The sequence below is a fragment of the Paenibacillus solani genome, from assembly GCF_001277345.1.
Taxonomy (GTDB): domain Bacteria; phylum Bacillota; class Bacilli; order Paenibacillales; family Paenibacillaceae; genus Paenibacillus_AQ; species Paenibacillus_AQ solani.
Map to the genome: position 1 here is coordinate 505,563 of NZ_LIUT01000001.1, position 26,522 is coordinate 532,084.

At 49.4% G+C, this 26,522-nt stretch carries 18 protein-coding genes; 15 read left to right on the top strand and 3 right to left on the bottom strand.

The window, feature by feature from the left end; genetic code table 11:
- Positions 1 to 361: 361 nt before the first annotated feature.
- The 4 genes from AM231_RS02150 to AM231_RS02165 all read left to right on the top strand — a co-directional run bounded on the left by AM231_RS02150 (position 362) and on the right by AM231_RS02165 (position 8,252).
- Positions 362 to 1,063 carry an ABC transporter ATP-binding protein gene (locus AM231_RS02150; protein WP_054401131.1) on the top strand — a complete coding sequence of 234 codons (702 nt, stop codon included), beginning with the start codon at positions 362 to 364 and terminating at the stop codon, positions 1,061 to 1,063.
- A gap of 13 nt (positions 1,064 to 1,076) precedes the next feature.
- Positions 1,077 to 4,388, top strand: a complete 3,312-nt coding sequence (locus AM231_RS02155) for an FtsX-like permease family protein (RefSeq protein ID WP_242615049.1) — start codon at positions 1,077 to 1,079, stop codon at positions 4,386 to 4,388.
- 278 nt (positions 4,389 to 4,666) lie between these two features.
- Positions 4,667 to 6,409: an ABC transporter ATP-binding protein gene (locus tag AM231_RS02160; RefSeq protein ID WP_054403514.1), complete on the top strand. Its 1,743-nt coding sequence runs from the start codon at positions 4,667 to 4,669 to the stop codon at positions 6,407 to 6,409.
- Positions 6,390 to 8,252 (top strand): ABC transporter ATP-binding protein, encoded by a 1,863-nt coding sequence (locus AM231_RS02165; RefSeq protein ID WP_054401135.1) that lies wholly within the window; start codon positions 6,390 to 6,392, stop codon positions 8,250 to 8,252. The genes AM231_RS02160 and AM231_RS02165 overlap by 20 nt, the downstream gene beginning before the upstream one ends.
- A gap of 308 nt (positions 8,253 to 8,560) precedes the next feature.
- Here AM231_RS02165 and AM231_RS02170 read toward each other — a convergent pair whose 3' ends face one another.
- Positions 8,561 to 9,949 carry an MFS transporter gene (locus tag AM231_RS02170; protein ID WP_054401137.1) on the bottom strand — a complete coding sequence of 463 codons (1,389 nt, stop codon included), beginning with the start codon at positions 9,947 to 9,949 and terminating at the stop codon, positions 8,561 to 8,563.
- Between the two features lie 118 nt (positions 9,950 to 10,067).
- Between AM231_RS02170 and AM231_RS02175 the strand changes: the two genes are divergently transcribed.
- From AM231_RS02175 to pepT, 9 genes are all read left to right on the top strand, one after another.
- Entirely contained in the window at positions 10,068 to 10,979 is a 912-nt protein-coding gene (locus AM231_RS02175; protein ID WP_054401139.1) for a LysR family transcriptional regulator, read from the top strand.
- 322 nt (positions 10,980 to 11,301) lie between these two features.
- Entirely contained in the window at positions 11,302 to 12,078 is a 777-nt protein-coding gene (locus tag AM231_RS02180; protein WP_054401141.1) for an ABC transporter permease, read from the top strand.
- The gene (locus AM231_RS02185; protein ID WP_054401143.1) at positions 12,075 to 12,875 is read left to right on the top strand and encodes an ABC transporter permease; all 801 of its coding nucleotides are present in this window, start codon (positions 12,075 to 12,077) and stop codon (positions 12,873 to 12,875) included. Before AM231_RS02180 ends, AM231_RS02185 begins: the two co-directional genes overlap by 4 nt.
- Before the next feature lie 16 nt (positions 12,876 to 12,891).
- The gene (locus AM231_RS02190; RefSeq protein WP_054401145.1) at positions 12,892 to 13,878 is read left to right on the top strand and encodes an ABC transporter ATP-binding protein; all 987 of its coding nucleotides are present in this window, start codon (positions 12,892 to 12,894) and stop codon (positions 13,876 to 13,878) included.
- 202 nt (positions 13,879 to 14,080) lie between these two features.
- Positions 14,081 to 16,051 carry a tetratricopeptide repeat protein gene (locus AM231_RS02195; protein ID WP_054401147.1) on the top strand — a complete coding sequence of 657 codons (1,971 nt, stop codon included), beginning with the start codon at positions 14,081 to 14,083 and terminating at the stop codon, positions 16,049 to 16,051.
- 153 nt (positions 16,052 to 16,204) lie between these two features.
- Positions 16,205 to 16,966 carry a methionine ABC transporter ATP-binding protein gene (locus AM231_RS02200; protein WP_054401148.1) on the top strand — a complete coding sequence of 254 codons (762 nt, stop codon included), beginning with the start codon at positions 16,205 to 16,207 and terminating at the stop codon, positions 16,964 to 16,966.
- The gene (locus AM231_RS02205) at positions 16,959 to 17,657 is read left to right on the top strand and encodes a methionine ABC transporter permease (protein ID WP_054401150.1); all 699 of its coding nucleotides are present in this window, start codon (positions 16,959 to 16,961) and stop codon (positions 17,655 to 17,657) included. The genes AM231_RS02200 and AM231_RS02205 overlap by 8 nt, the downstream gene beginning before the upstream one ends.
- A gap of 52 nt (positions 17,658 to 17,709) precedes the next feature.
- Positions 17,710 to 18,546 carry a MetQ/NlpA family ABC transporter substrate-binding protein gene (locus AM231_RS02210; RefSeq protein ID WP_054401153.1) on the top strand — a complete coding sequence of 279 codons (837 nt, stop codon included), beginning with the start codon at positions 17,710 to 17,712 and terminating at the stop codon, positions 18,544 to 18,546.
- Between the two features lie 147 nt (positions 18,547 to 18,693).
- A complete protein-coding gene (gene pepT / locus AM231_RS02215; RefSeq protein ID WP_054401155.1) occupies positions 18,694 to 19,926 on the top strand; it encodes a peptidase T in 1,233 nt (410 codons plus the stop codon).
- A gap of 107 nt (positions 19,927 to 20,033) precedes the next feature.
- Here the strand turns inward: pepT and AM231_RS02220 are convergent, their stop codons facing one another.
- Positions 20,034 to 20,912 carry a helix-turn-helix transcriptional regulator gene (locus AM231_RS02220; RefSeq protein WP_054401157.1) on the bottom strand — a complete coding sequence of 293 codons (879 nt, stop codon included), beginning with the start codon at positions 20,910 to 20,912 and terminating at the stop codon, positions 20,034 to 20,036.
- Positions 20,913 to 21,103: 191 nt separating this feature from the next.
- On the opposite strand from AM231_RS02220, the gene melA reads away from it, so the two are divergent.
- Positions 21,104 to 22,402, top strand: coding sequence for an alpha-glucosidase/alpha-galactosidase (gene melA, locus AM231_RS02225; protein WP_054401159.1), 1,299 nt, complete (start codon positions 21,104 to 21,106; stop codon positions 22,400 to 22,402).
- A 113-nt stretch (positions 22,403 to 22,515) separates the two neighbouring features.
- Here melA and AM231_RS02230 read toward each other — a convergent pair whose 3' ends face one another.
- Positions 22,516 to 23,769 carry an ATP-binding protein gene (locus AM231_RS02230; RefSeq protein WP_242615050.1) on the bottom strand — a complete coding sequence of 418 codons (1,254 nt, stop codon included), beginning with the start codon at positions 23,767 to 23,769 and terminating at the stop codon, positions 22,516 to 22,518.
- Positions 23,770 to 24,198: 429 nt separating this feature from the next.
- On the opposite strand from AM231_RS02230, the gene AM231_RS02235 reads away from it, so the two are divergent.
- Positions 24,199 to 26,514 (top strand): sensor histidine kinase, encoded by a 2,316-nt coding sequence (locus tag AM231_RS02235; RefSeq protein WP_242615051.1) that lies wholly within the window; start codon positions 24,199 to 24,201, stop codon positions 26,512 to 26,514.
- Positions 26,515 to 26,522: the final 8 nt, after the last annotated feature.

Below are 26,522 nucleotides of genomic sequence, written 5' to 3' on the forward strand. Positions count from 1 at the left end.
AGCAGTGCTAAGTAATGCCTAGCAGAGCTTTCAATTTGGGAATCAGCCTGGGCTGCTTTCGAATTTGGAACATTCTGTGACATAGCCTTCACTGAGGGAGTTGTCTTTTCTTTCAATGATTTGTTTGTGCTACACTGGTTGAAAGGCATTTTCATTGCTTAATTGATTGGTAACAAGGAGTCTAACAACGGGGGTTATACAGTTGCGAGACATAGCAAAGTGATCAAAATAGCCGATAGACGGTTCCTTTTTCGGTGAATATCCCAGCAACTTGAGACCGAGACGCCGCATTTTTAGAGATACATAATTTTACATAACGATTCTAGCCAATATTACAACCAGCAGTAGGGAGTGGAGTGAAATGGCTTTTGTGAGCATGAAGGACGAATACAAACGCTATCGTATGGGAGAGACCACGATTGTAGCCAATGATGGAATCAACCTGGAGATCGAAAAAGGCGAGTTCGCAATCATTGTGGGTCCTAGCGGTGCCGGTAAATCCACGGTGCTGAATATATTGGGCGGCATGGATACGGCAGATGAGGGACAAGTACTGGTGGATGGGACGGATATTGCCAAGTTTAACAGCAAGGAATTGACTGGCTACCGACGCAATGACGTCGGGTTTGTGTTTCAATTTTATAACTTGGTCCCCAATCTGACGACAAAAGAAAATGTGGAACTTGCTGCGCAGATTTCCCCCCGCGCATTGGACGCGGAACAAGTACTGCGGGATGTCGGGCTGGGCAATCGTCTGGACAATTTCCCGGCGCAGTTATCCGGCGGAGAACAGCAGCGGGTTGCCATTGCCAGAGCTCTCGCCAAGCAGCCGAAGCTGCTGCTGTGCGATGAACCCACGGGCGCACTCGATTACCTTACGGGGAAACAGGTGCTTAAGCTGCTGCAAGACACCTGCCGACATACCGGAACAACGGTGATTGTCATTACGCATAATTCTGCCTTGGCGCCGATGGCAGATCGTGTTATCGAGATCAACAATGCCAAGGTTCGGAAAATAGTGGTAAATCCGAATCCCGTTTCTATAGACGACATCGAGTGGTAGGGAGATATGTATAATGAAGAAAAGAGCGTTATGGACTGATATTTTCCGGGAAATATCACGGACGAAAGCTCGGTTTCTGTCCATTTTTGCCATTATTATGCTCGGTGTCGGTTTTTTCGCCGGCATCAAGGCCACTGGACCGGATATGTTGGATACGGCAGATCACTATTACCATGATTTAAACCTGATGGATCTCAAGGTGCAATCTACCTTAGGTCTCGAGCAAAGCGATATTGATGAACTGAAACAGATAGCAGGGGTAGATGTTATCCAGCCTGGTTACAGCGCAAATGTATCACTCGGTGACAGCGGAAAGATCGCGAAAGTCCTCTCCTATGACCCAGGAAATAAACTGAATCAATATGTACTTACAGAGGGACGAATGCCGGAAGCTGCAAACGAGATTGTCATCGATGCGGGAGACCGCGGAAATGAATTTAAATTGGGGGATGAAATTACCTTTACCCATCCCAATCAGGAAGTGGATCTGCACGAGACTTTTGATAACCTGACGTATAAAGTCGTGGGAAAGGCGAAGAGCCCACTGTATATCAGCAGCATGAGCCGGGGGACAAGCAGTATCGGAAAAGGGACGGCGGATGTGTTCGCAGTCATTCCGCAGGATGACTTTAAACTGCCTGTATTTACGGAAGTTTATTTGACCTTCGAAGATACGGCAGGAATAGCTCCTTATACACCTGAATATGACGAGAAGATCAGCAGGCATAAGGAAGCTGTTGAACAGAAGCTTGCGGATATGCCGCAGGAACGGCTAGCCGAGATCCGTGCTGAAGGACAGAAGAAGCTGGATGAGGCCAAGGACAAGATCGAGAATGCCAAAAGTCAACTGGCCGATGCGGAGCAGGAACTGAAGGACGCGAAGGTCAAGCTAAGTGAAGGCGAGCAAGAATACCGCGATGGTGTGAACAAGCTGCAAGCTGAGCTCGCTCAGGGGCAAGCCAAGCTGGATGAGGCGGCAAAAAAACTGGACGAGGGCAGAGCGGAGCTGAAACGGAACCGGCAGCAGTTGGAAAATGGTTTGTCCCAGCTTAAAACGGGTCAAAGTCAGCTGGATCAACAGAAGTCGGAGCTAGCGCCGAAGTTGTCCCAAGGACAGGAATTAGCGAAGAAGTTGCAGCAAATCTCCGGATTAGATCCGAAGGATATACCTGAAGAGCAGAGACAAGGGCTGCTCGCAGCAGCTCAAGCAGCCGACCCCAAACTGGGAGCAGCCACAGCAGGTTTCATGGATGGCGAGCTGGATGGCGGTGCTTTGCAAAAGGCAGCTTCTGCGTTCCAGAGTGGTTTAAACGAAGCGTCACTGCAGCTGGACAAGGCGCAGCAGAAGCTGGATGCAAGCAGGGCCGAGCTAAATCAAGGGCAAGCCAAGCTTCAGCAAGCCGAGCGGCAGCTCGTTCAGGGTGAGGCTTCATGGAAGCAAGGGACAGAGGAGCTGGCTGCAGCCAGACAAGCAGGGGAAGCCAAGCTTGCGGATGCGAAGGCGGAACTAAGCCGCGGGCAGAAGGAATACCAGGAAGGCCTGAATAAATTTAATGAAGAAAAAGTAAAGGCTGAGCAGGAAATCGCCGATGGCGAGAAGGAACTGGCGAAGGGGCAGAAGGAGCTGGATCAGCTTGAGCTGCCCAAAGTCTATGTCATGGACCGCAGCGTCAATCCGGGATATACCGAGTACAGCGATAATGCGGACCGCTTAGCTTCCATTGCGACGGCTTTCCCCGTATTCTTTTTCTTGATTGCGGCCCTCGTCAGCCTGACAACGATGACCCGTATGGTTGAGGAACAGCGGCTGCAGATCGGAACCCTGAAAGCACTCGGATACAGCAACCGGGATGTGATGACAAAATTCCTGGTCTATTCGACACTGGCCAGTGTGGCCGCAGCAGCGGCTGGCCTAGCCGTCGGCTTCACATTGTTTCCTTCCATTATCTATAACGCTTATGGTGCTCTATATAATCTGCCAGATGTGAGAACCCGTTTTTATCTCAGCTACAGCATCATTTCTGTTGTGGTGGCTGTGCTCTGTACGACCATGACAGCTTATGTGGCCGCACGCGTGGAACTCCGTAGCAATGCTTCGGTGCTCATGCGCCCAAGGGCGCCCAAGAACGGATCCCGGATATGGCTGGAACGATTGCCCTGGGTTTGGAATCGGCTCGGTTTTATCGGTAAGGTAACCGCGCGTAATCTATTCCGATATAAACAGCGAATGTTTATGACGGTCTGCGGCGTTGCCGGTTGTACGGCGCTAATTCTGACTGGGTTTGGCCTCAAGGATTCTATCGGGAATATGGTACCGATGCAATACGGCAAGATCATGCAATATCAAGCTATGGTTGTATTCCAAGAAGATAACGGTGACAGCGGCGTGCTGGAGGAATATAACAAGCTTATATCGGATACGCCGGAAATTATGGATACATTGGATGCTACCCAGGAGGCCATGACGGCGGCAGCCCCCGGGGTGAACACTCAAGATGTGAGTCTGTTCGTACCGAATACGCCGGAGAAGATTAATTCGTTTATTGTACTGGAATCACAGAATAAGGAGCAGCAGCTCCCATTGACAGATGACGGCGCCATCATTACGGAGAAGTTAGCTAAGCTGTTTGGTCTCAAGGTCGGCAGCACGTTCACCATCCAGAACAGCGACAATGATCCCTTTGAAATACGTGTTGCCGGGATATCGGAGAACTATACCCTGCATTACGTGTATATGACGCCGAAGTATTACGAAGAGATTTTTGATGCAAAACCGAAAGTGAACAGTCAGTTGCTCAGGTATGACATGATTGATCCGGGATGGGAAGACCAGCTTGGAGAATCGCTAACCGCCAGCAAACGGGTGGCGATGGTTAGTTTCACGAGTGGTGTAAGCGATGCGTTCAGTGATGCGATGGATAGCATGAATTTGGTGGTGGTTGTCCTGATTGTCTCTGCGGCGGCCCTCGCGTTTGTCGTATTGTATAATCTGACGAATATTAACGTATCCGAACGGATACGGGAGCTGTCAACAATCAAGGTGCTCGGCTTCTATGATAAGGAAGTAACGATGTATATTTATCGCGAAAATATGATTCTGACGGTATTCGGAATAATAGGAGGCTGTGTGGGAGGCGTGTTCTTGCATAGGTTCGTGCTTCTGACTGCCGAAGTGGATGCGATGATGTTCAGTCCCGTTATCCATGGAATCAGTTATGGTTATGCGGCGCTGTTGACGTTGTTGTTCTCGGCCATTGTCATGTACTCCATGCATGTAAAGCTGAAGCGAATCGATATGATTGAAGCATTGAAATCGGTAGAATAGAGCAAGCTTTAGCAAAAGAGTCCTATTCAAGGAGAGCATCCTGAAGAATAGGGCTCTTTTTTCATATTGTTGTTCTTCGACTCCTACATATCAGTACTTATGAATAGAATTATAATAGGATTCTCTTGATAATTTTAATCTGCCGGTAAGTTCTAGGAGAAAATATATTATAATAGACATATCCAGCTCTTAAATGAAGTAATATTGCTACTACATGAAGACCATCGGGTAATGGATGTTAATACATGATAAAGGTCTTCAGCTTCGGAGGAATGCATATGGGAATGGTTTTCTCGATTTTGAAAAAGTACCGCGTAGCAGCCTTTGCCGCGCTGACGATGATGCTGATCGAGCTCACGGTTGAGCTCATACAGCCGCTGCTCATCTCCAAAATTATTGACGAAGGCATTCAGAAACAGGATTTGACCGTTGTATGGACATGGGGTGCCGTTTTAACCGGAAGCGCTATCATTGCCTTTATAGCTGGAATATCCAGCTCCTTTTTTGCGGCGCATACGAGTCAGGGACTAGGCTATGATCTGCGTGATCAATTGTATGAAAAGGTGCAGTCCTTCTCGTATTCGGTATTTAACCGGTTTGCTACCTCATCGTTGATAACCAGGCTTACGGGTGACGTCACTCAGATTCAGGATACGGTGTTTATGGGCTTGCGATTTATGACGCGCGTTCCGTTAGTTGTGTTAGGAAGCATTATCATGGCATTGGTTGTGAATGTGAAGCTAGGCTTGCTGCTTGTCTTAACCGTGCCTCTCTTGTTTATCTTTATCGCTTGGATGATGAAGCGGGCGGCGGATGCATTCCGCAATGTACAGCGGCGGCTGGACGCGGTGAACGGTGTCATTCAAGAGAATTTGACAGGGATCCGATTGATACGCGTATTCGTACGTATGGGTCATGAAATTGAACGCTTCGGGCGTACCTCCGGCAAGCTGATGAGCACCACCGTCTCAACCTTGCGATTAACGGAGACGACGATGCCTTTTGTTCTTCTCATTATGAATGCCGGGATCATGGCAGTATTGTGGTTTGGTCGCAAGGACATTGCAGCCGGCAGTGCCAGCGTGGGCGAGGTAGTGGCAGTAGTAAACTATTCCCTCCGCTGTATCGGTGCCATGTCAGCCCTGTCCTGGGTTGTCGTTGCGTTCTCACGCGGGCGGGCCTCGGCTCAGCGGACGCAGGAAGTGCTTAAGACGGAGGAGGATGTGCCCAGCGCTCGCAAAGCCAAGAAGAACAAGATTGAAATTCAAGGCGGCGTAAAATTTGCACAAGTGAGCTTTAGCTATCCTGGCAGCGATATCGATGTGCTGAAGGATATTTCCTTTGAGGCAAAGCCCGGAGAGCGGATCGCAATCATGGGCGCAACAGGTTCCGGCAAATCTTCGTTAGTACAGCTGATTCCACGGCTTTACGAGGAAGAGGGAGGCACAGTATGTATTGACGGAATGGATGCCGGGTCGATCGATGAGGTGAATCTGCGCAGCAGCATCGGTTATGTGCCGCAGGAAGTGTTGCTCTTCTCGGGTACGGTTCGGGAGAACATTGCTTGGGGACGCGAGGATGCTTCTATGAAAGAAATTCAGGAAGCGGCGCGGCGAGCCCAGATTCATGAGACGATAGAGCATCTGCCTAATGGCTATGAGACAATGCTGGGCCAGCGCGGAGTCAACTTGTCCGGTGGTCAGAAGCAGCGTCTGTCGATTGCACGTGCGCTTGTGCGAAAGCCTGCCATACTGATTCTGGACGACAGCACCAGCGCGCTTGATGTGCGAACGGAAGGTGCACTGCTGGATGCCTTGAAGGATTTGTCCTGCACAACATTTCTGATCACGCAGAAGATCAGTTCGACGACTTCAGCCGATTTGATCCTGCTGTTGGATGATGGACGATTGATTGGAAAGGGGAACCATGACACGTTGATGGAGCATTCCTCTCTGTACCGACGCATCTATGAATCCCAATACGGAGAGGAGGTGCAGCAGCATGCTCAAGGCATTCACTGAACCGTTTCGTCACCCAAAACCGAAGCTTGATCTTGATAAAAACAAGGATGTAGGCAGCCGTGGCGGCAAGCCGAAAGCCAAGGCCAAAAACTGGTCGGGGACCCTCTCCAGGATATGGGCTTATCTTGCCCGACGAAAAGGGAAGCTGGCACTGGTGCTGCTGATGGTAATGATCAGCTCGGGATTGGCACTGCTTGGTCCCTATCTTCTTGGCGTCGGGGTGGACAAATTTCTGGATGATGTGCGTAAACCGGGCAGCTCCATCGACTCGGCCTGGTTGTATTTTCTCGTTGGGTTGGCCGCCGTCTATGTCCTACAGGCTTTAACCACCTGGCTGCATAACGTCTGGATGATCGGCATCGCTCAAGAGACGGTGTACCGGATGAGGATGGATCTGTTTACACATCTGCATCGGCTGCCGATTCCGTTTTACGGAAAGCGTCAACAGGGCGAGATTATGAGCCGTCTGACAAATGATATCGAGAACGTAAGTTCAACGCTGAACAGCTCGGCGATCCAAATTTTCTCGAGCGTACTGACCTTGATCGGCACATTAACCGTTATGTTATGGCTTAGTCCGCTCCTGACGCTGCTGACATTCCTGGTTGTGCCGCTCATGATGATGGGCATGCGCTGGATTACCCGGCGAACAGGCCCCTTGTTCAAAGAACGTCAGAGCAACCTCGGGGATCTGAATGGTTATATTGAAGAGACGCTGTCGGGGCAGCGGATTATTAAGGCTTTTTCCCAGGAAGAACGCGTTGTACGCGAATTTGATGAGCGAAATCAACGGATTCGTTTATCGGGCTTTTGGGCGCAGAGCATTTCGGGCTTTATCCCCAAACTTATGAATGGGCTCAACAATTTAAGCTTTGCCATCGTAGCGGGCATTGGCGGCATTATGGCGATTAAGGGCCATATTACGATTGGCGTCATCATTATATTCGAGAGTTACGCGCGACAGTTTACGAGGCCACTGAACGATCTGGCGAATCAATGGAATACGCTGCTGTCTGCTATAGCGGGCGCGGAACGAGTATTCGAGGTGCTGGACGAAGAGGTGGAGGCGAAGGATGAAGGCGCTGCTGTCTCGCTAAAAAGCGTAGAGGGTGCGGTGAAGTTCGACAATGTCTCGTTTTCTTATGAGAAAGACGGAGATACTCTGGAAGGAATCAGTTTTGAAGCGAAGCCTGGTGAGATGATTGCCCTGGTTGGTCCGACCGGTGCAGGAAAGACCACCTTAATCCAGCTTCTCTCCCGGTTTTACGATCCGGATAGTGGGAGCATTACCCTGGATGGAAGGGATATCTCTTCGATCCGCAGGGAGAGCTTGCGCTCGCAGATGGCTTTTGTGCTGCAGGATTCGTTCCTGTTCCAAGGCACAATCCGGGAGAATATTCGTTTCGGTCGGCTGGACGCCACCGATGAAGAAGTGGAGGAGGCTGCGAAGCTGGCCAATGCTCACTCCTTTATCGTGCGGATGAAGGACGGTTATGACAAGCTGCTCAAGCCTGACGGCAGCGGCATCAGCCAAGGCCAGAAGCAGCTGCTTGCGATCGCGAGGGCGATTCTGGCTAACCCTTCGATGCTGGTGCTGGATGAAGCGACAAGCAGCATCGACACCGTAACGGAAATTAAAATCCAGGAAGGGTTGCAGCGGTTGATGAAAGGGCGGACGAGCTTCGTCATTGCCCACCGTCTCAACACGATCCGCTCGGCGGACCGTATTCTGGTACTGAAGGATGGGCGTCTGCTGGAGCAGGGTTCCCATGATGAGCTGCTGAAGCAGGGAGGCTTTTACAGCGACTTGTATTACAGTCAGTTAAAGCGGGCAGCGATGTAATATTCGGATCCATGGCAAGAAAAAGATGCGTATTTTTAACGCCCAGTACTACTATGATGTTCTAAGGTTGCCGCATAGAGATTACCCGGCATAAACTGTGATATTTGCACATTTTGTTTATTGGACTAAGTATTAAAACGGAATAGCAGAACCACCGGAGAGGCTTGAAAAGCCGATTGTTGTAGCTCCGGTGGTTTTCTTTTGAGCTTGTAAAATATAGTTGCAGTGTCCCTTTAGCCGGGCTTCATATCATGCCAAGTAATATGCGGGCAAACTCAGCCTTTACACAATTCTTGTCCTAGCCTCATTTAGAGCCCGTTGTTTTGAACCAGCAGCTTACGCTGCTTCGCTTTGCCAAATTGCAGCATGAACAATAGAAGAACTCCAGCTTGCAGAGCAACCAGGATGATATAGATGTTGCTGTAAGTGGAGGCGCCCTGGAATGGGTTCAGTGGATTCCAGGAACTTTCAGCGCCAAGATCGACGGCTTTGCCGTATACCCCAGTGGCGATTGCGCCGGACAGAAAGTTAAGCAGGGAGAATAGTCCCATGCCGACGCCGGTCTGCTCCTTGGGCAGCGACAAGGATATCGTTTTGGAGAGCGAAATTTGCATAAACATTTGGCCCACATTGCCGAAGATTAGAAACAGTGCAATTAGAAGCGGCGAAACGCCAGCGAAGGTAGACAACAGGGCAAAGCACAGCAGCAGCAGGGTGGATGCCGCATAGAATAAATAGCGGGTTCCCCTGGTATCTGCGAGTTTACCACCTCTTCCTCCCAGCATAGCCGTGACGACGGCTCCCGGTACCATTACAAATCCGATCCATCCCGGAGCCAGACCGTTGAGATCTGCCAGCAGCTGTGGGGTAAGAAAAGGCAGTGCGTAGCCGACGCTCATAATGAACATGCCGAGAACAAGACCGACGGTATAGCTGGTGTTGCGGAATAAACGGGGCTGAACAAAAGGGGCTTTAGCCGATCGAATGCGCAGGAGGAATAATAAGAACAAGATCAAGCTGCTTAAGCCATATATCCAGCCTCCCTGTGTCACCGCAAGGAGCAGAAGCGCAACCGTCCCTGCCAGAAGGCCGCCTCCGAGCCAATCGATTCGTCCGCCTTGGCCTTGTTCATTGCCTAAATATTTACGATATAGGGGCAAGGTGACGAGAATCAACAGCGGAATGCAGAAGAGCCATCTCCAGTGGAACACGCTGACGATCAAAGCCGAGACCACCGGTCCAATTGCGTTTCCGATCGCGAGGCCGGTAGCGGTTATACCGAGCGCACGGCCCCGGTTCTCTGCAGGGAAGTAACGGACGGGAATGATCATGGCGGTTGCAGGAATAACGGCTGCCCCTGCAGCCTGAAGTATCCGGCCCAGCAGGACCATCCAGTAGGCTTGTGCTGATAACCCTGCAATGGAACCGACAAAGAAGAGGAGCAAACCGAAAGTGAGCAGATTTTTGAGTTTATAGGTATCCGCTAATTTCCCGTATATGACAGAACCTATGGCATATATCAGCATATAGATTGAAGATACCCAGCTGACCTGGGAAATGGATAGCTGGAACTGCTTGCTTATTTCCGGAAGCACGATATTAAACATCGTTGCGCTCATCGACGAGAGAATCATCGTAAAAGCGAGAATACGTATTAGCTTTTCAGCCGATGGTGGTTGTTGCTGATGTTCGTTCATGTTATTTCCCCCTTCCCTTTGGTTACGATTCATTCTACAATCGATAGTTAATAAGTGAAAATATATATTATGACATGCATTCATATACTATAGGTTATCAATTAAGGAGGAAGATTCCGTGGAACTGCTGCAGCTGCAATATTTTCAGACGGTGGCCCGAATGGAACACATGACAAAAGCCGCCAAGGAACTCCGCATTGCTCAGCCTGCGCTTAGCAAGACGATTGCCCGGTTGGAGGAGGATTTGGGAGTACAACTGTTTGATCGGCAGAATCGGCAAATCAAGCTTAATTCATTCGGAAGGGCTTTTTTGAAAAGCGTGGATACGGCTTTAGCTGCCATTGAAGAAGGGAAGAGAGAGGTGTCCGATTTGGCAGGCATGGAGCGGGGGAGCATCCGCATAGCTACAACGGCTTTACCCCGGCTATCCAAAGCCCTGGGCGCTTTTCGCGAGCGATATCCTGACGTGAATTTTCGCATTATTCAAATCCCGCCTGACTCCACCATGGAGATGGTGCAGATGCTGGGAAACGGAGAAGTCGATTTGTGCTTTACTGCAGCGGCATTGGAAGAAGACAACATTCAGGAGATCCCGGTTCTCCATGCGGAGGTGTTCCTGGCGGTGCCTTACGATCATCGATTGGCTGGACGGACCAGCATTTCCCTTCAGGAGGTTGCAGGAGAAGCATTCATCGAATACAAAGCAGGTCACCCGTTTCGAAAAATGAACGAGGAGTTCTGCCGGTTGGCGGGGATCAGCCGTGATGTCGTCTGTGAAGTGGATGAACCGGCAGCTATAGTTAGTCTCGTATCCGCCGGACTTGGAGCTGCCTTTGTACCTGGCTGCAGAGGGGACGAAAAGCCGCCCTACGCCATGGTGCGCATTGAGAAGCCTTCCTGCTACCGCACCTTCACTATAGCCTGGCTGGAGCGGCGCTATTTGTCCAAGGCAGCAAAGGAGTTCCAGTCATTCCTGGTAGACTATTTCGGCGAGATTCAGGGGCCGATGAAACACAGGGACGTGATTTGACAAGTTTGAACTCATTTCTCCAAGCTCTCAGATACGAGATATATAGTTTTCAAAGCATGAGCCTCCTAAGCTTGGTAAGAGGATGCTCCGCCCGTTCAATATGTTTCATAACAGTGAAGTCTTTGCATACTCAAGATGGTTGTTCTCAATCGCCTTGGGAGGAGAAGGCTTCTTTTTTGCCTGCCGGATCTTGTCACTGATTTCGCTTACAAAAAATCCTTGCCTGAAATGGAACGTTCTGGTATGCTATTGTCCTTCTCTCATTTTCGCCTTGTCTGAAGTGGATGGGACCGCCATCTAAAATGCTTATCGGAGGTGCTTCATGCTTTATTTCACATTGGCTTCCAAAGCCTATGCCCGCAATTTGCAGTACCGTGGCGCCCACATGGTGCATAATATCGCCAGCGCGATGTTCGGCTTCATGTATGCCTGTATCTGGCTTGGTCTCGGTGCAGACTACGCGCTCGGAGATTATGGAACGCAGGGAATGGTCGGTTATATCGCCTTTACGCAAGCCGCACTCTGGGTTTCCAGTTTCGTGACGAATGGCCTCGGCATTCCCCAAGCCGTGCGAACCGGCCATATTTCTCTGGATTTAATGCGTCCCGTTCATTTGTTCAGTCATCTGATGGCCAAGGAATGGGGACAAATCGCCTATCAATTCGTTTACAAATCAATCCCGATCTACCTGGTGTATTACTTCGCTTTCTCGCTGCAGCTGCCCGGAAAAGCAGTCACCTTCCTCTACGTTGCCATTGCGCTCGCAGGTGCTGCCTATTTATCGATCTGCATCAACTATCTCATCGGCGCATCCGCATTATGGACAACGGAATCGTCCTGGTTGTATTGGGGCAACCACGCAATGATCAATCTCTTAGCAGGTTTCTTCATTCCCATTGAATGGCTGCCGGGCTGGCTCCAGACGATTGCCTGGTGGTCGCCCTATCCGTATCTGCTCTATGTGCCGACCCGGATCTATTTGGGCTTCGATGATGTCTCCTATCTGTGGGGAACACTCTTATGGTGCGTTCTGCTGACGCTGACTTGTCTGCTGGCTACCGGCTTCCTGAGGCGGAAAGTGGAGGTGCAAGGAGGATGACAACAAGATCCTGGCTATCTCTGTATGCTCTGCTCATTCGAACGAGCATCAAAAGCCGCATGCAATACAAATTCAACTTCATCCTGGCATCATTTCTTGCCGCGTTAATCCAAATTTCCGAGTTTCTCATGGTCGCCATTGTCCTCTTCAAGTTCGGAGCCATTCAGGGCTGGTCCATGCATGAAATCGGGTATTTATTTGCGGTTATGACGCTGTCGAAGACGCTTTATCGGACGTTTGCGGATGAAGTGCACCATCTTGAACACTACCTGGTTAACGGTGAGCTTGATCAGCTGCTGACCCGTCCCATGCCGGTACTGCTGGCGCTCATGCCGCAGAAATTCCGGATCATGCTGGGTGAAGTGCTGCAGGGCGGCTTTCTGCTCTGGTGGTCGCTGCATGGCATGATGGCGGCAGGTCAAGTGGGCTGGAGCGCGGTGCCGCAATCGCTGTACATTATTGTCACGGGCGCCGTCATCCTATTCTCGATTGGTCTCGCGACCGCAACCTTCGGTTTCTGGACGACTCGGATCACCGAGCTTCAGAATCTGACAGAAGATGCGGCCCGGACGGCAGCCCAATATCCGCTTACCCTTTATCCCAAATGGATGTCGTCGATTCTCTTGATCGTGGTTCCGGTCGGTTTGGTCAATTATATTCCGTCGTTATACATACTGCGGGGCGAGCTTGGAGTCTGGGTGCTGCCTGCGTTGGCTGGAGTTGCTCTTTTATGCCTCTGCCTAAGTCTGAAGTTCTGGCATTTTGGATTGACGAAGTATCAAAGTACAGGGAGCTAAAGGGAGGAACGCATCAATGATTGAAGTTCATAACATACGCAAGGAATTCAAAACGCCAGTTGTGAAAGAGGGGCGCTTCTCCGGGCTGCGAACCCTGTTTACGAGAGAATACCGGACGAAGGAAGCCGTGAAGGGAATCAGCTTTCAAGTGCAGCCGGGGGAATTCGTTGGTTACATCGGTCCGAACGGGGCCGGCAAATCCACCACGATCAAAATGCTGACTGGCATTCTCCATCCCACCTCGGGTCACGTAACGATCAGAGGCATGAATCCGCACAAGGAGCGGCGCAGCGTCGTGAACAACCTGGGCGTGGTGTTCGGTCAGCGCAGCCAGCTTTGGTGGGACCTGCCGGTGAAGGACTCCTACGATATTTTGGCCAAAATGTACAGCGTGGATGTGGGGGACAAGGAGCGGAGGCTCGGACAGTTTGCAGAGCTTCTCGATCTACAGGCGTTCTGGGAAACGCCTGTACGCAAGCTGTCGCTCGGGCAGCGCATGCGCGCTGACCTTGCGGCCGCGATACTGCATGATCCTGACGTGCTGTTCCTGGATGAGCCGACCATCGGGCTGGACGTGAACGCCAAGCGGAATATCCGCCATTTTCTCAAGCTGATCAATGAACAATTCGGCAAAACCATTCTGCTGACGACCCATGATATGGATGATATCGAGCAGCTGTGCAATCGGGTGATGGTTATCAATAACGGTGAGCTCTCCTATGATGGCACGGTAAATTCCTTGCGTGATACGATCGGACTGCCTACGGTCATTACCGTGACGTTTCGCGGCCCTTTTGCAATCCCTGAGCAATTCCAGAGGCAAGGGAATCCTGCCGTCCCCATCCGGGTGACAAGCTCTCTGGACAATACAGTCACAATAGAAGTCAACCGCCGCGAGATGAAGACGCTTGATATTTTTAAAGAGCTGGGCCGCTGGGGTGAGCTGGATGATATTGATATGGAAGATCCCGATTTCGAAGATGTGATTCATAAGGTGTATTAGATTTTGTGCGCTGGAGTGGACATGATTGCCATCATCATACAATATAATAGAGTATACATCTAAAGAGGAGCCTGCTAGGTTCCTCTTTCATTTGGGTACAAATGGAGGTAGAGGAAGTATAATATATAGATGAGAGGGAGGAGTCCTGTGCTCTAAGTGCATAAGTCATAGAATAACATCTACATATAAAGGATGAGCTACCATGAAGTTGATGAAGTGGATCTGGTTCCGTATCGGTAACCATTACCGGAAGAAGCGGGATTTTGAACAAGCCCTTAAATATATGAGAAAAGGTGAAGAAGCCATTATCCGTTTCAATGATAAGCTGCTCTATGCGGAACTGCTGCACAACAGCAGTCATTCGGAAGAGGCTGTAGCTTATTTGGGACAGGTGATTGATACAAGCGGCAGCCACCGCGCTTATGAGCGCCGAGCGCATATTTTGCGTGAATTGAATCGGGAGCTTGAAGCAATTGAAGATTTAAATGAAGCGATTCGCTTGAATGCCGATAATTATCTGAATTGGTATACGCGGGGAATTGCCTATAAGGATTTGAACCAGTATGACGAGGCGATAAGGGATCTGAAGGAAAGCATTAAAAGAGAGGATGACAGCACGGTTATTTCGACCTACTATGAACTGGGCATGACTTATTATGAGAGCGGTAACCCGGAGGAAGCTGCGCACTATTTTCGTCTAAGCATCCAAAAGCCCGAGCGTGCCATTCCCATGTATTACTATATGCTGTCCGTATCGCTGGATCTGATGGATCATGTGCAGGAAGCCATAGGCGTTCTGCAGGAGGGAATCCAGCTGGTCGATCGGTATGAGGCGGAAGCGGATAGCGGTTATGCAATGTTTGCGGGCAGCACCAATTATAGCTATGGTGCCTTTCAGACGTTTCAGCGGCAAGTGCGGGAAGTATACTCTTTTCGAAAACCTATGGCAGACCTGTATATACAGCTTGGGGACATGGGACAGGCAGAGCGCTATCTGTCGGAGGCCATTGAACGGTATCCGGATTCATACGACCTTTACTTAAAGAGAGCGGAGGTATTAAACCGATCGGGCAGCAAAGCTGCTGCCAAAGCGGATTTGGAGCAGGTGATAGAAGCAGCACCCGACGATTATCGGGCATATTTCGATTTGGCCCGGATTTATCGCGAGGATGGCAGGGAAGAACCGGCCTATGAGCTGATCTCGAAACTGTACGCAAGACAGCCCGACTCCCCGCTCGCCTGCTATTGGATGGCCGACTGCTACTATCGGCTGGGTCGTCAAGGGGAGGCTCTGGCGATCAATGACAAGCTGCTTAAGCTTGAGGATGATGACGCACCTAACTATGTGCAGCGTGCCGATATTTACATGGAAATGAATGATCTTCCTTCTGCAGAGCAGGCTCTGAAGGAAGCTATTGCGCTTCAGGATGGGACTGAAATCCGCAACAAGCTGAGTTATGTGCTCTATCTGCAAGGACGTAACGAGGAAGCGCTGCTCGAACTGCAAGAGGCGGCCAGGCAGGAGGAGTCTTTTTCAGAGCATCCGACGTATCTGGCAGCAAGCGGTCATATCTATAAGGAGATGGGCATGTGGGATCTTGCCATCGATGCCTATTCCCAGGCTATTTCGGCACAACCGTCGAATCCGAGATTTTATGAATTCCGCGCCGTTTGCTTTGTGGAGACCGGCCAGCTTGAGCGGGGATTGGCGGACTGCGCCCAAGGGCTCAGCTTGAACCCGGTGCAGGGGAATCTGTACAGCCTGCGAAGCGGAATATATTATTCCATGGGGGATTATGCCCGCGCGAAGGAAGATACATTGCAAGTGCTGGAGCTTTCACCGGGACATCCGGGTGCCTATTTCAGACTGGGACAGATTTATTACAAGGATCAGGATGAAGATGCGGCATTGGCAGCATTTGACGAGGTGCTGAAGCTGGTTCCCGATCATGCCGACAGTTATCTGTATAAAGCGCATATTTATTACAGTCAGTTCGAGCATGAGGAAGCCATACAGGCGATTGTAAACTGGAGCTTGCATCTGCAGAAAGAGATGTCGCCAGCGGATAAAATTCAAGCGATTGAAGGTTTGGAGGGCTTTGAAGAAGGTCTTTTGGATAAGGCAGTTGAACGCTTGACAGGCATGTATGGACATCAGCTTTATTTGTCCTGAGTGCCGCGGGTAAGCCGCAGAATCGATATCATCGAAGAAGTCGTGTCACAATTTGTCTAAATTTGTGGTATGATTCAATAGTTGTTGCAGCATAACATGCTCGCAGGCTGTATAGCCAAGCGGGCTTTCTTCATGTGCTAGGAGGGGATTATGATGATCTCGCTGCAAGAGGTCAGTAAATGCTTTGGCAGCGGCACGGACCGTTACCAGGCTATAGACGCTGTTTCTCTTGATATTAAGGAGGGCAGCATACACGGGATCATCGGCACGAGCGGAGCCGGAAAATCGACGCTGCTGCGCATGATGAACCTGCTGGAGAAACCCGATTCCGGTAAAGTCATTGTGAACGGCCAGGAGCTGACCGCCCTTGGCGGCAGGGAGCTTCGGGAGGCAAGAAGATCGATCGGCATGATTTTTCAGCTGTTCCAACTGGTTAGCAACCGGACGGTTTGGGGCAACGTGTCCATGCCGCTTGAACTGGCAAAGGTACCGAAGGCCGAACGGGCGAGTCGTGTCCAGCAGGTTCTGCGTTTTGTCGGGCTGGAGGATAAAGCAAAGTCATATCCCGCTCAGCTGAGCGGCGGGCAGAAACAGCGGGTAGCCATTGGCAGAGCCTTGGCCAATTCGCCGACCGTCTTGTTGTGCGATGAGCCGACCTCATCTTTAGATCCGCAGACAACGGCGGATATCTTGGATGTGTTAAGACATATTAACCGGACGCTGAGGGTGACCATCGTGATCGTTTCCCATGAAATGAATGTGGTGAACGAAATTTGCGACTATGTGTCTGTGATCGATCATGGGCGTTTGATCCGCACGTATCGTAATCACCCAGGAGATGGAGAGGCTGCTCCGATGTCTGAAACATCAACGGACGGTGCGGGAGAAACGAGGGGATTTGGGTATCATGAATGATATTATTCATTATATGAACGATTATTTTGCCCATGTCTTCCAGTATCAGCATGAGATATGGCGGGCGATTGGCGAGACGTTCATCATGGTGGGCATTTCGATCGCTGCTGCTATAATACTGGGTCTTCCGGTCGGAACACTGCTATTTCTGTGCCGAAAAGGCCAACAATACGAGAATCGCCTATTGTTCTCCATTCTGAATGTTCTCGTAAACATCATCCGGTCATTCCCGTTTCTGCTGCTTGTTGTGATTATGATTCCCGTCACAAGGTGGATCGTTGGCACATCCCTCGGGACGCTGGCCGCAGCGGTGCCTTTATCCGTCGTTGCGGTGGCATACTACTCCAGGCTGGTCGAGCAATCCCTGCTGGAGGTGCCGAAGGAAGTGATGGAGGCTGCCGCTTCCATGGGGGCATCCACGATTCAGATGATATTCAAATTTCTGTATGTGGAGGCCAGATCCGGCCTGACGCTCGGACTGACAACCTCAACAATCAGCTTTATTTCGTACTCCACAGTCATGGGGATTGTAGGCGGGGGCGGCGTCGGCGATTTTGCGATCCGCTACGGGTATCAGCGTTTTGAGGAAGAGATTATGACGTTTACGGTCATCATTATGATCATTCTGGTACAGTCGATTCAGTACGGCGGTAGCCTAGCGTCCAGACTGCTGGATAAGAGAAAGGTTTAATTATGTTTTTGAACGTATTTATAAAGATTATTTTACCTGGAGGAAACCTACAATGAATAAAAAATTCACGCTGCTTATGCTGACTCTCTTGCTGGTGCTTGCGGGCTGCGGGCAGCAGGCAACTAAAGACGAAGCTGCAGAAAGCACATCGCCTCAAGCAAAAGAAGAAGTCACCTTAAAAGTTGCAACACTCATTCCCCCGATGACTGAGGTGCTGGAACTGGTGAAGCCGATGCTGAAGGAAGAAGGCATCAATCTGGATATTCAAATTCTGTCCGATAACGTGCAGCCGAACAATGCGCTCGCTCATAAAGAAGTGGATGCGAACTTCTTCCAGCATGTGCCGTACATGGAAGAGTACAATGCGAATAACGGGTCGGAGCTGGTTCCGGTCACACCGATCTATAATGCCGTTTTTGGTGCTTATTCCAAGAAATACAAAACCATCGAAGAGTTTCCGGATGGCGCAACGATAGCGATTCCTAACGATCCTTCCAATATCGGCCGATCCCTTGTGATGTTTGAGAAGAACGGTCTGATTAAGCTGAAGGAAGGTGTCGGCATTAAGGCAACCCAAGCCGACATCGTGGAGAACCCGCACCAATACAAGTTCACCGAGGTGGATCTGCTGATGCTGGCCCGTACCCTTGACGACGTCGATATGGTCGCCATGACACCAGCATATGCGAAACCTCTGGGACTTACACCTAAGAAGGATGGTCTCGTAACCGAAGGCAACGATTCGGATTTCACCATTACACTGGTAGCCCGCAAAGATAATGTCGATTCCGAACCGATTCAGAAGCTTGCAAAGGCAATGACCAGCCCTGAAGTGAAAAAGTTCTTTGAAGAGAACTATTCGGAGATCGCGCTTCCAGCTTTCGAATAAAGGGAAAGTCTTATTCCAAACAATCACCGTTCTCTCTTCATGCTGAGAGAGAGCGGTGATTTTTTTGAGTGCGCCCTATATGGTATACTCTTGTTGGATTTTGAGCGATGCATCTTACATACCCCTACGTATTGGAGCTGAGAATTTATGAAAAAAGAAGTAATCGACAGGCTCATCACCTATGCACAAGTCGATACGCAGTCAGACGAGAACAGCCATACCTGTCCTTCAACGCCCGGCCAGCTGACCTTAGGGCAGCTGCTGGTGGACGAGCTGAAGGAAATCGGCATGCAGGATGTAACCATGGATGAGAATGGATATGTGATGGCCACACTGCCAGCTAACTCGGATAAGCCTATACCAACAATCGGCTTTTTGGCGCACATTGATACAGCCACCGATTTTACAGGGGCCGGGGTCAAGCCGCAGATTATTGAACAATATGATGGCCAGGACATCATACTGAATAGAGCACAGAATGTGGTACTGTCTCCGCAGGATTTCCCGGAGCTGCATGGCTATAAGGGGCATACACTCGTAACAACGGATGGAACAACCTTGCTCGGAGCTGATGATAAAGCGGGGATTGCGGAGATTATGACTGCGATGGATTATCTGATCCGGCATCCGGAGCTGAAGCACGGTAAGATCCGCGTGGCCTTTACGCCGGATGAGGAGATTGGAAGAGGCCCGCATAAATTCGATGTAGATGCCTTTGGTGCTAAATATGCGTATACGATGGATGGCGGTCCATTAGGAGAACTTCAATACGAGAGCTTTAATGCAGCAGCCGCACTTGTGACTTGCAAAGGCAAGAATGTTCATCCGGGTACGGCAAAAGGGAAAATGGTGAACGCCGCGAAAATCGCCATGGAGCTGAACAGCATGCTGCCTGCGGAAGAAGCGCCTGAACATACCGAAGGGTATGAGGGATTCTATCATCTTTCCTCCATCGAAGGCGATGTGGAGTTAACTGAACTTCGTTACATTATCCGCGACCATGATCGTGAGCTATTTGAAGGAAGAAAAGCCAAGCTTGCCGCCATTGTGGAAGAGCTTCAGCACAAGTACGGAGCGGAGCGGATCATCCTCCAGATGAAGGATCAATATTACAATATGCGGGAGAAAATCGAACCAGTCAAACAAGTAGTCGACATCGCGCAGACGGCAATGGAGAAGCTTGGAATCAAGCCGATCATCGAACCGATCCGCGGTGGCACCGATGGTTCACAATTGTCTTATATGGGCCTGCCGACACCTAATATTTTCACAGGCGGGGAGAACTACCATGGCCGATACGAATATGTGTCCGCCGACAATATGGTGCTGGCTGTTCAAACGATTATCGAGATCGTCCAGTTGTATGAGGCGCAGGCTTAAATAGAATAGTGATATATAAAGAGGGGCTGCCGGCTGAATTGCCGGTACCCCTCTTATTGTATTTGTATATTGAATATAGACGGCGACCCTATACAAGCAACAATTAACTAGGAAGTGCTTTTCTCCAGGCTGTTCTTATAATCGCTCGGAGTTAAGCCTGTCCATTTGCGGAATTGCTTGGAGAAATAGAGCGGATCAGTGTATCCGACGGAGGAGGCGATTTCATGAATGGAGAAGGAGGACTTCATAAGTGACTTTGCCTTATCGATACGCACCTTCGTGAGGTATTGCATAGGGGACAAGCCTGTATGCTGTTTGAACATTTTGGACAGATGAGCCCGATGATAGCCAAGCGTCTTGGCCATTTGATCAATGGACAGCTGCTGGTGATACTGGGTTGATATCCAGCGTTCGGTCTGCCTCACGCCCCGCTCAATATCCGGCACGTCATGGGTGTTTGATGGAAGATGCTCGCGATTTAGTATCGCCAGCTTGTGAAACAGCAATCGCAGCCACCCGGATGCCTGGAGATCCTCAAGCCAAGGGTGATCCGATTGGTTAAATCCCTGACGCAGATGCAGGTACATGTCGGCCAGGGAGCGGAGCTCACCTTCGTCCGGGCAATGAATTATCGGCTTTGCCGGTGTGACACCCATGTCGGCCAGCAGCCTATGCGTGCCTTTTTCCTGCAGAGCTACCCAATTGTAATGCCAGGGGTTTTTGTCATCGGCTTCATAGCTGAATAGGACACCGGGAAGGATGATGAAAGTATCACCTGGCTTACAGGGATGTACCGTGCCTGCGCACTCAAACACGCCCTGGCCTGTCAACACCGTATGAATGAGGCAGTAATCATGGATGAGCGGCCCGATTTTGTGCCGAGGCACGGGACTACCTTCACCGCTGAACAGGATGTTCAAATCATGGCCGCCCGGGGAAGGATTCACACTGATTCTGAAGAGTGTATGATCCGGTAAAAGGGACATGTTGTAAGTCCTCCTAATACTTCCTCGATATGGTTCAATGCATGGATGATGAATTAATGCTAGCTTACTCAATGAAACAACAAATGTCCATATTGCACTTCGTTTGCTCCATGTTAAAAAAATATCGATTATCATATAGTTAGTCTTGTGATAACGGATGAATTCATGGAGTTTAAGGAGGGTATTTATTGATGCCTAAAATTACATTTATCGGAGCAGGCAGTACCGTATTTGCCAAGAACGTACTGGGTGATTGTATGCAGACGCCGGCTTTGCAAGGATTTGAGCTTGCGTTGTTTGATATTGATCCCATCCGTCTCAAAGACTCGGAGAACATGCTGAACAATATAAAGAAGACCAGCGGCAGCACCTGTGTCATTACATCATACAGTGATCGCAAGGAGGCGCTCCGGGGAGCAAAATATGTCATCAATGCCATTCAGGTTGGAGGATACGATCCCTGCACGATTACGGACTTCGAAATACCGAAGAAATATGGACTTAGACAAACGATAGCGGATACCGTAGGTATCGGCGGGATATTTCGGAATCTGCGCACGATTCCGGTCATGCTGGATTTCGCCGCCGATATGCGGGAGGTTTGTCCGAGTGCGTTGTTCCTGAACTATACGAACCCGATGGCGGTGTTGACTAATGCCATGAATACATTGGGTGGTATTCAGACGGTAGGTTTGTGCCATAGCGTACAAGCTTGCATTCCTCATCTGTTCGATAATCTCGGGATGGATAAAGAGGGTGTACAGGCGAAGATTGCCGGCATCAACCATATGGCGTGGCTCCTTGAAGTGACAAGGGACGGCGTAGACCTGTATCCGGAAATCAAGAAACGCGCGGCAGAGAAGCAGAAGGAGAAGCATCATGATATGGTACGTCTCGAGATGATGTTGAACTTCGGTTACTATATTACCGAATCGTCAGAGCATAACGCTGAATACCATCCGTACTTCATCAAGCGTAATTATCCGGAGCTGATCGAACGCTTCAACATTCCGTTGGACGAATATCCACGGCGCTGTGTGAACCAAATCGAGGGATGGAAGGCGATGCGCGAAGATTTGGTAAACAATCAGGATCTCACACACCACCGCTCTCATGAGTATGCATCCTATATTTTAGAAGCGATCGAGAGCGATGTGCTGTTCAAAATTGGGGGTAATGTGATGAATACCGGGCTGATTACGAACCTTCCTAAGGAAGCTTGCGTTGAGGTTCCGTGCCTGGTCGATGCCAGCGGCGTAACACCAACGTATGTTGGCGATCTGCCTCCGCAATGTGCTGCCCTCAACCGCACCAATATTAATACCCAGCTGCTGACCCTGGAAGCTGCGGCGACTGGCAAGAAGGAGCATATCTATCATGCAGCTATGTTAGATCCGCATACCGCGGCGGAGTTGTCCATCGATGACATTAAGAATCTGTGTGATGACCTGATCGAAGCACACGGGGACTGGCTTCCTAAATATCAATAATGTTGAAGTTTAAGGGAGCAAGAAAGTATGCTGCAGACCCAATAAAAAAAGAGACGCTCTTTCATTACGAAAGAGGTCTCTTTTTCACGTTAACGGGCTCCCTGCATGTGCGCTTATGGATTCAGATCAGCATGCGGAAGCGTGATGAGAAACACGGCTCCCGATCTTGGCGAGCTTCGTACAGAAACACTGCCGTTCATGGCTTGAATGGCTTGGTAGGAGAACGTAAGGCCAAGTCCGGTGCCGCTCATTTTGGTGGAGTAGTAGATCGAACCGAGACGGCTTAACTGCTCAGGGGTCATACCGACCCCGTTGTCCTTGATTTCAACGGTCACCTGATCCGTTTCTTCATAGACGGTAATGTTGACCATGCCGTTGTCGACGTCTTTGCATGCCTCAATTGCATTCTTGATAAAGTTGATCAGCAGCTGCTTGAGCTCTGCCGGACTGCCTGAAATGTAGAGGGGGGACGATGGGTAATCAGCGCTGAGAGTGACATTGCTCATATTGGCATAGGAAGTCATGAGCTCGACGACAGACTTGATCTGGGCCGTAAGCTCGATTCTCTGTTGAAACGGCAAGTGTGGTTTGCTGATTGAGAGATACTCGGACAATATCTGTTCGGTCCGGTGAATCTCATCCATGCTGATATCCAAAAAACGATCGATCTTTTCCTGGGGAAGCGTGCCGCTTTTGATCAATTGCAGGAACCCCAGCACAGTGGTCAGCGGATTGCGTACCTCGTGGGCAAGGGAGGCAGCGACATGATTCACGGCTTCGGCTTTTTCATTCTGGATATACCGCAGGTAGAGCTCTTTGTCGGATACGGACTTATTGAACAGGGTGACAAGCAGCCAAATACCGAGCGAGTTAGTAACAGGAATAGCTAATATATTAAAAAGAAAGTTATCCATAACGTAGTCTGTTTTTGTTATGTAAAGCACAATCAGCGGGATGAACGAGAAGCTGATACCGGTAATGAAAATGATCCAAAATTTATGCTTGCTTTGATGGTATAAAAATGACAATAGAACGGACAGCGGAAAAGTGAGGATTAAAATTAATATAGCATCGGCCATGCCGGATCCGCCTATGTACAGTCGATAGATTAGAAACTCAACAAGCAGGATGGCTCCTGTTGCGAATCCCCCGAACAGCATGCCGAAGAACATAATGACATACCGTACATCATAGATTATTCCGCTTTGAACTGACGAAGCAAAGGTCATGGACAGCAATAGGCACAGTGAACAAATGATAATGATGAAATTACGTGAATAATTGACTGTCAGTTTTCGGTAATAGATGTTATATGCGACAAAAGGCATCAACGAAAACAAGAGCTGCAGCAGAACATCTTTAATCACTGGCAGTAGGCCCACCCCTTTGATAGATATCGAATCATCCGCTTTGATAAGCACCCCCCCTGTCAAGTTCGACGTCAATTTTAAAAATCCTTGAAGCTGGAATGAAAATTTCAAAAAAATATTGTTATCGCATAATACGACAATTAGCAACAATGTTTAAATTTTCTAAGCGCTTGATCTTCGCATTTATGAAGAATCTGCCGATAAATGATATGGCTGCCATTGAATTTGCTTTTCACAGCTGGTATTCGATATGCGCGATAACGCATGACTCAGTTGCAAGCATACACCATAAGGAGAACATCAAATATCATGTGTAGCTATTACTTAGGGGCAATCATCTTGGTATTGGTTATCATTATTCATATTTTCATAATATTCATGTACAGAAGCGGTCATCAACGAAGATTAAGCAATCAGGCCTTGCACATGGCTCAACATAGATTTCGTATGTTGGATGATATGCTGCTTATGATGGATATTGGCATCTGGTCCTACGATTTCGGCACAAAAGGGATCCAGAATATGTCTTTGGGATTTCATAAAATTACAGGATATTCCGAGCGCGATTTTGCGAACGGCCTATCCTGGCAAACAATGATCCATCCAGAGGATATGGCGTTGTTCGGATCCTTGGTTGAGCAGCTTCAACAAGGGGAGACCGTACATACAGAAAACCGGATTATCCATGCAACGGGTGACGTTCGCTGGGTTCAGGTAAAGATGATTCCGACAATGAATGAATTAGGGCAAATTATTCGTGTGGATGGTATAGCCGTTGATATCACTGCCCGCTTCCGGATGGAAGAAGCACTGTACGATATTAACGAATGCAAGAAGATGGAACGGGCGCTCCAGGATAGCATGAATCGGTATCGCAGGCTGGTCGAGTCCTCTCCCATTGCCATTGCGGTTTGTAAAGACCGGAAGCTTATGTATGTAAATCCGGCTGGACTACGTATCCTCGGCGCGCCTGGATCCGAGAATATCCTGGGCACGAACCCTTGGGATTGGGTGCTCGATCCGTATGAGGAGTGGGCTTGTCAGCGGCTTACCAAGCTTATTCGTGCAGGGCAAGTTGTTCCCGAGGAATTATCCATAAGGCGGGTTGACGGAGAGCGGGTGGATGTCGTGGCGACGGCCCTGTATGATGCAGAATCTGATGCATTTGAAATCTTTTTCGAGGATATAACCGCGCGGAAATCAGCGGAACGGGCCCTTATGGAGAGTGACCGCATCAACCGTCATATCTTGGATATCGCTCCTGTAGCGATGCTGCTGCACTCTGATTTTTCTTGTATTTATGCGAACCCTGCAGGTTTTTCCTTATTGGGTATCCAGGATATCGCTCAATTAGCGAATACTTCGTTTCAGGACTTTATTCCTTCGGACCAGGTCGAGTTTGTAGTTTCAGAAGTTGAACAAGTGTACGAAAGCGGAAATACCTCGAAACTCTCCGGAAACAAACTGGTACAGCTGGATGGAACAATTATTGATATTGAGGCCATTACGACACCAATCGCTTATATAGGCAATAATATCGCACTTACCATTATTCGAGATGTGACGGAACAGAAGCAGGCCGAACGGGAGCGGAATGCAGCCGAACAGCTTGTCCGGGAAAGCGAAGATCGGTATTTCAGGCTGCAAATGAGTTTGGACCAATTCTCTTCCGATCTTTTCGGGATGGTAAAAATAAGCGAATTGAACGTCCGTATCGTGCAGGAAATAAGGAAGGTGCTAGGGACAGATCGAGTAAGTCTCATCCGAATCAACCATCACAGCTTACATATCAAGGTACAAGGCGGCAATAAAGAGCTGCCGGAGGGGGTACTTCAAGCAATCCATACGCACGGTCCTGAGCATATCCCGCTTTGTAGATTGTTTGAGTCCTCAGATGGATATTTTGTCAAGATCGGAGATATGAACGGGGATAGCAGCATCGTCTGTCTTGGAGGGGAAGTCCCTTTGCTCATGATCGACGCCAAAAAGATATGGTTGGAGACTATATCCCGATATGCAAGCGTCTTATACGATAATTTCCGCGTCATCGAGGATCTGACGAGAGAATTGGAGAATCTGGGTTCGTCGCAGCAGATTATGCCTGTATGGCTGTTAAGGCTGATGCTGCATTTATCTGAGAATGAACGTAAGCGACTGTCCCAGGACCTTCATGATGCTGCGCTTCAGGAGCAAATTATTTGGTACAGAAAATTAAATCTGATTACGTCGGATCGCGAGCTGCCGGGGCATTATCGTGAGCAATTAGAGGAAATTGAACAGGGGCTTTTGGATGTCATCTATCAGATTCGAATCACATGCAATGAGCTGCGACCTCCCCTGTTGAAGGAGGAGGGGCTCGAGCGTTCACTAGAGGCGTTGTTTGAATTCACACAACTGCGAACCAATTACTCGATCCAATTTGACTGCTCCAATTTCGATGATGACATCAGTGATGACCATTTGATTGGACTGTACCGGATTGTGCAAGAACTGCTCGCCAATGCAACCAAACATTCCAATGCGACCGAGGTGAAGCTGACCTTGTCGACCCAATCGGATGTGGTAAATCTGAGTTATGAAGACAACGGAGTTGGCATTGATTTAAGCCAGAAGCCTGATCCGTTTAACAACATGGGGATTGGCGGCATGAAAGAGCGGGTGAGAGGCATGAACGGTAAAATCCGGTTCGATTCCATCGGTAACGGGGGGTTGGCCGTTTATATATCCATAACTGCGAAGTAAGCGTATTG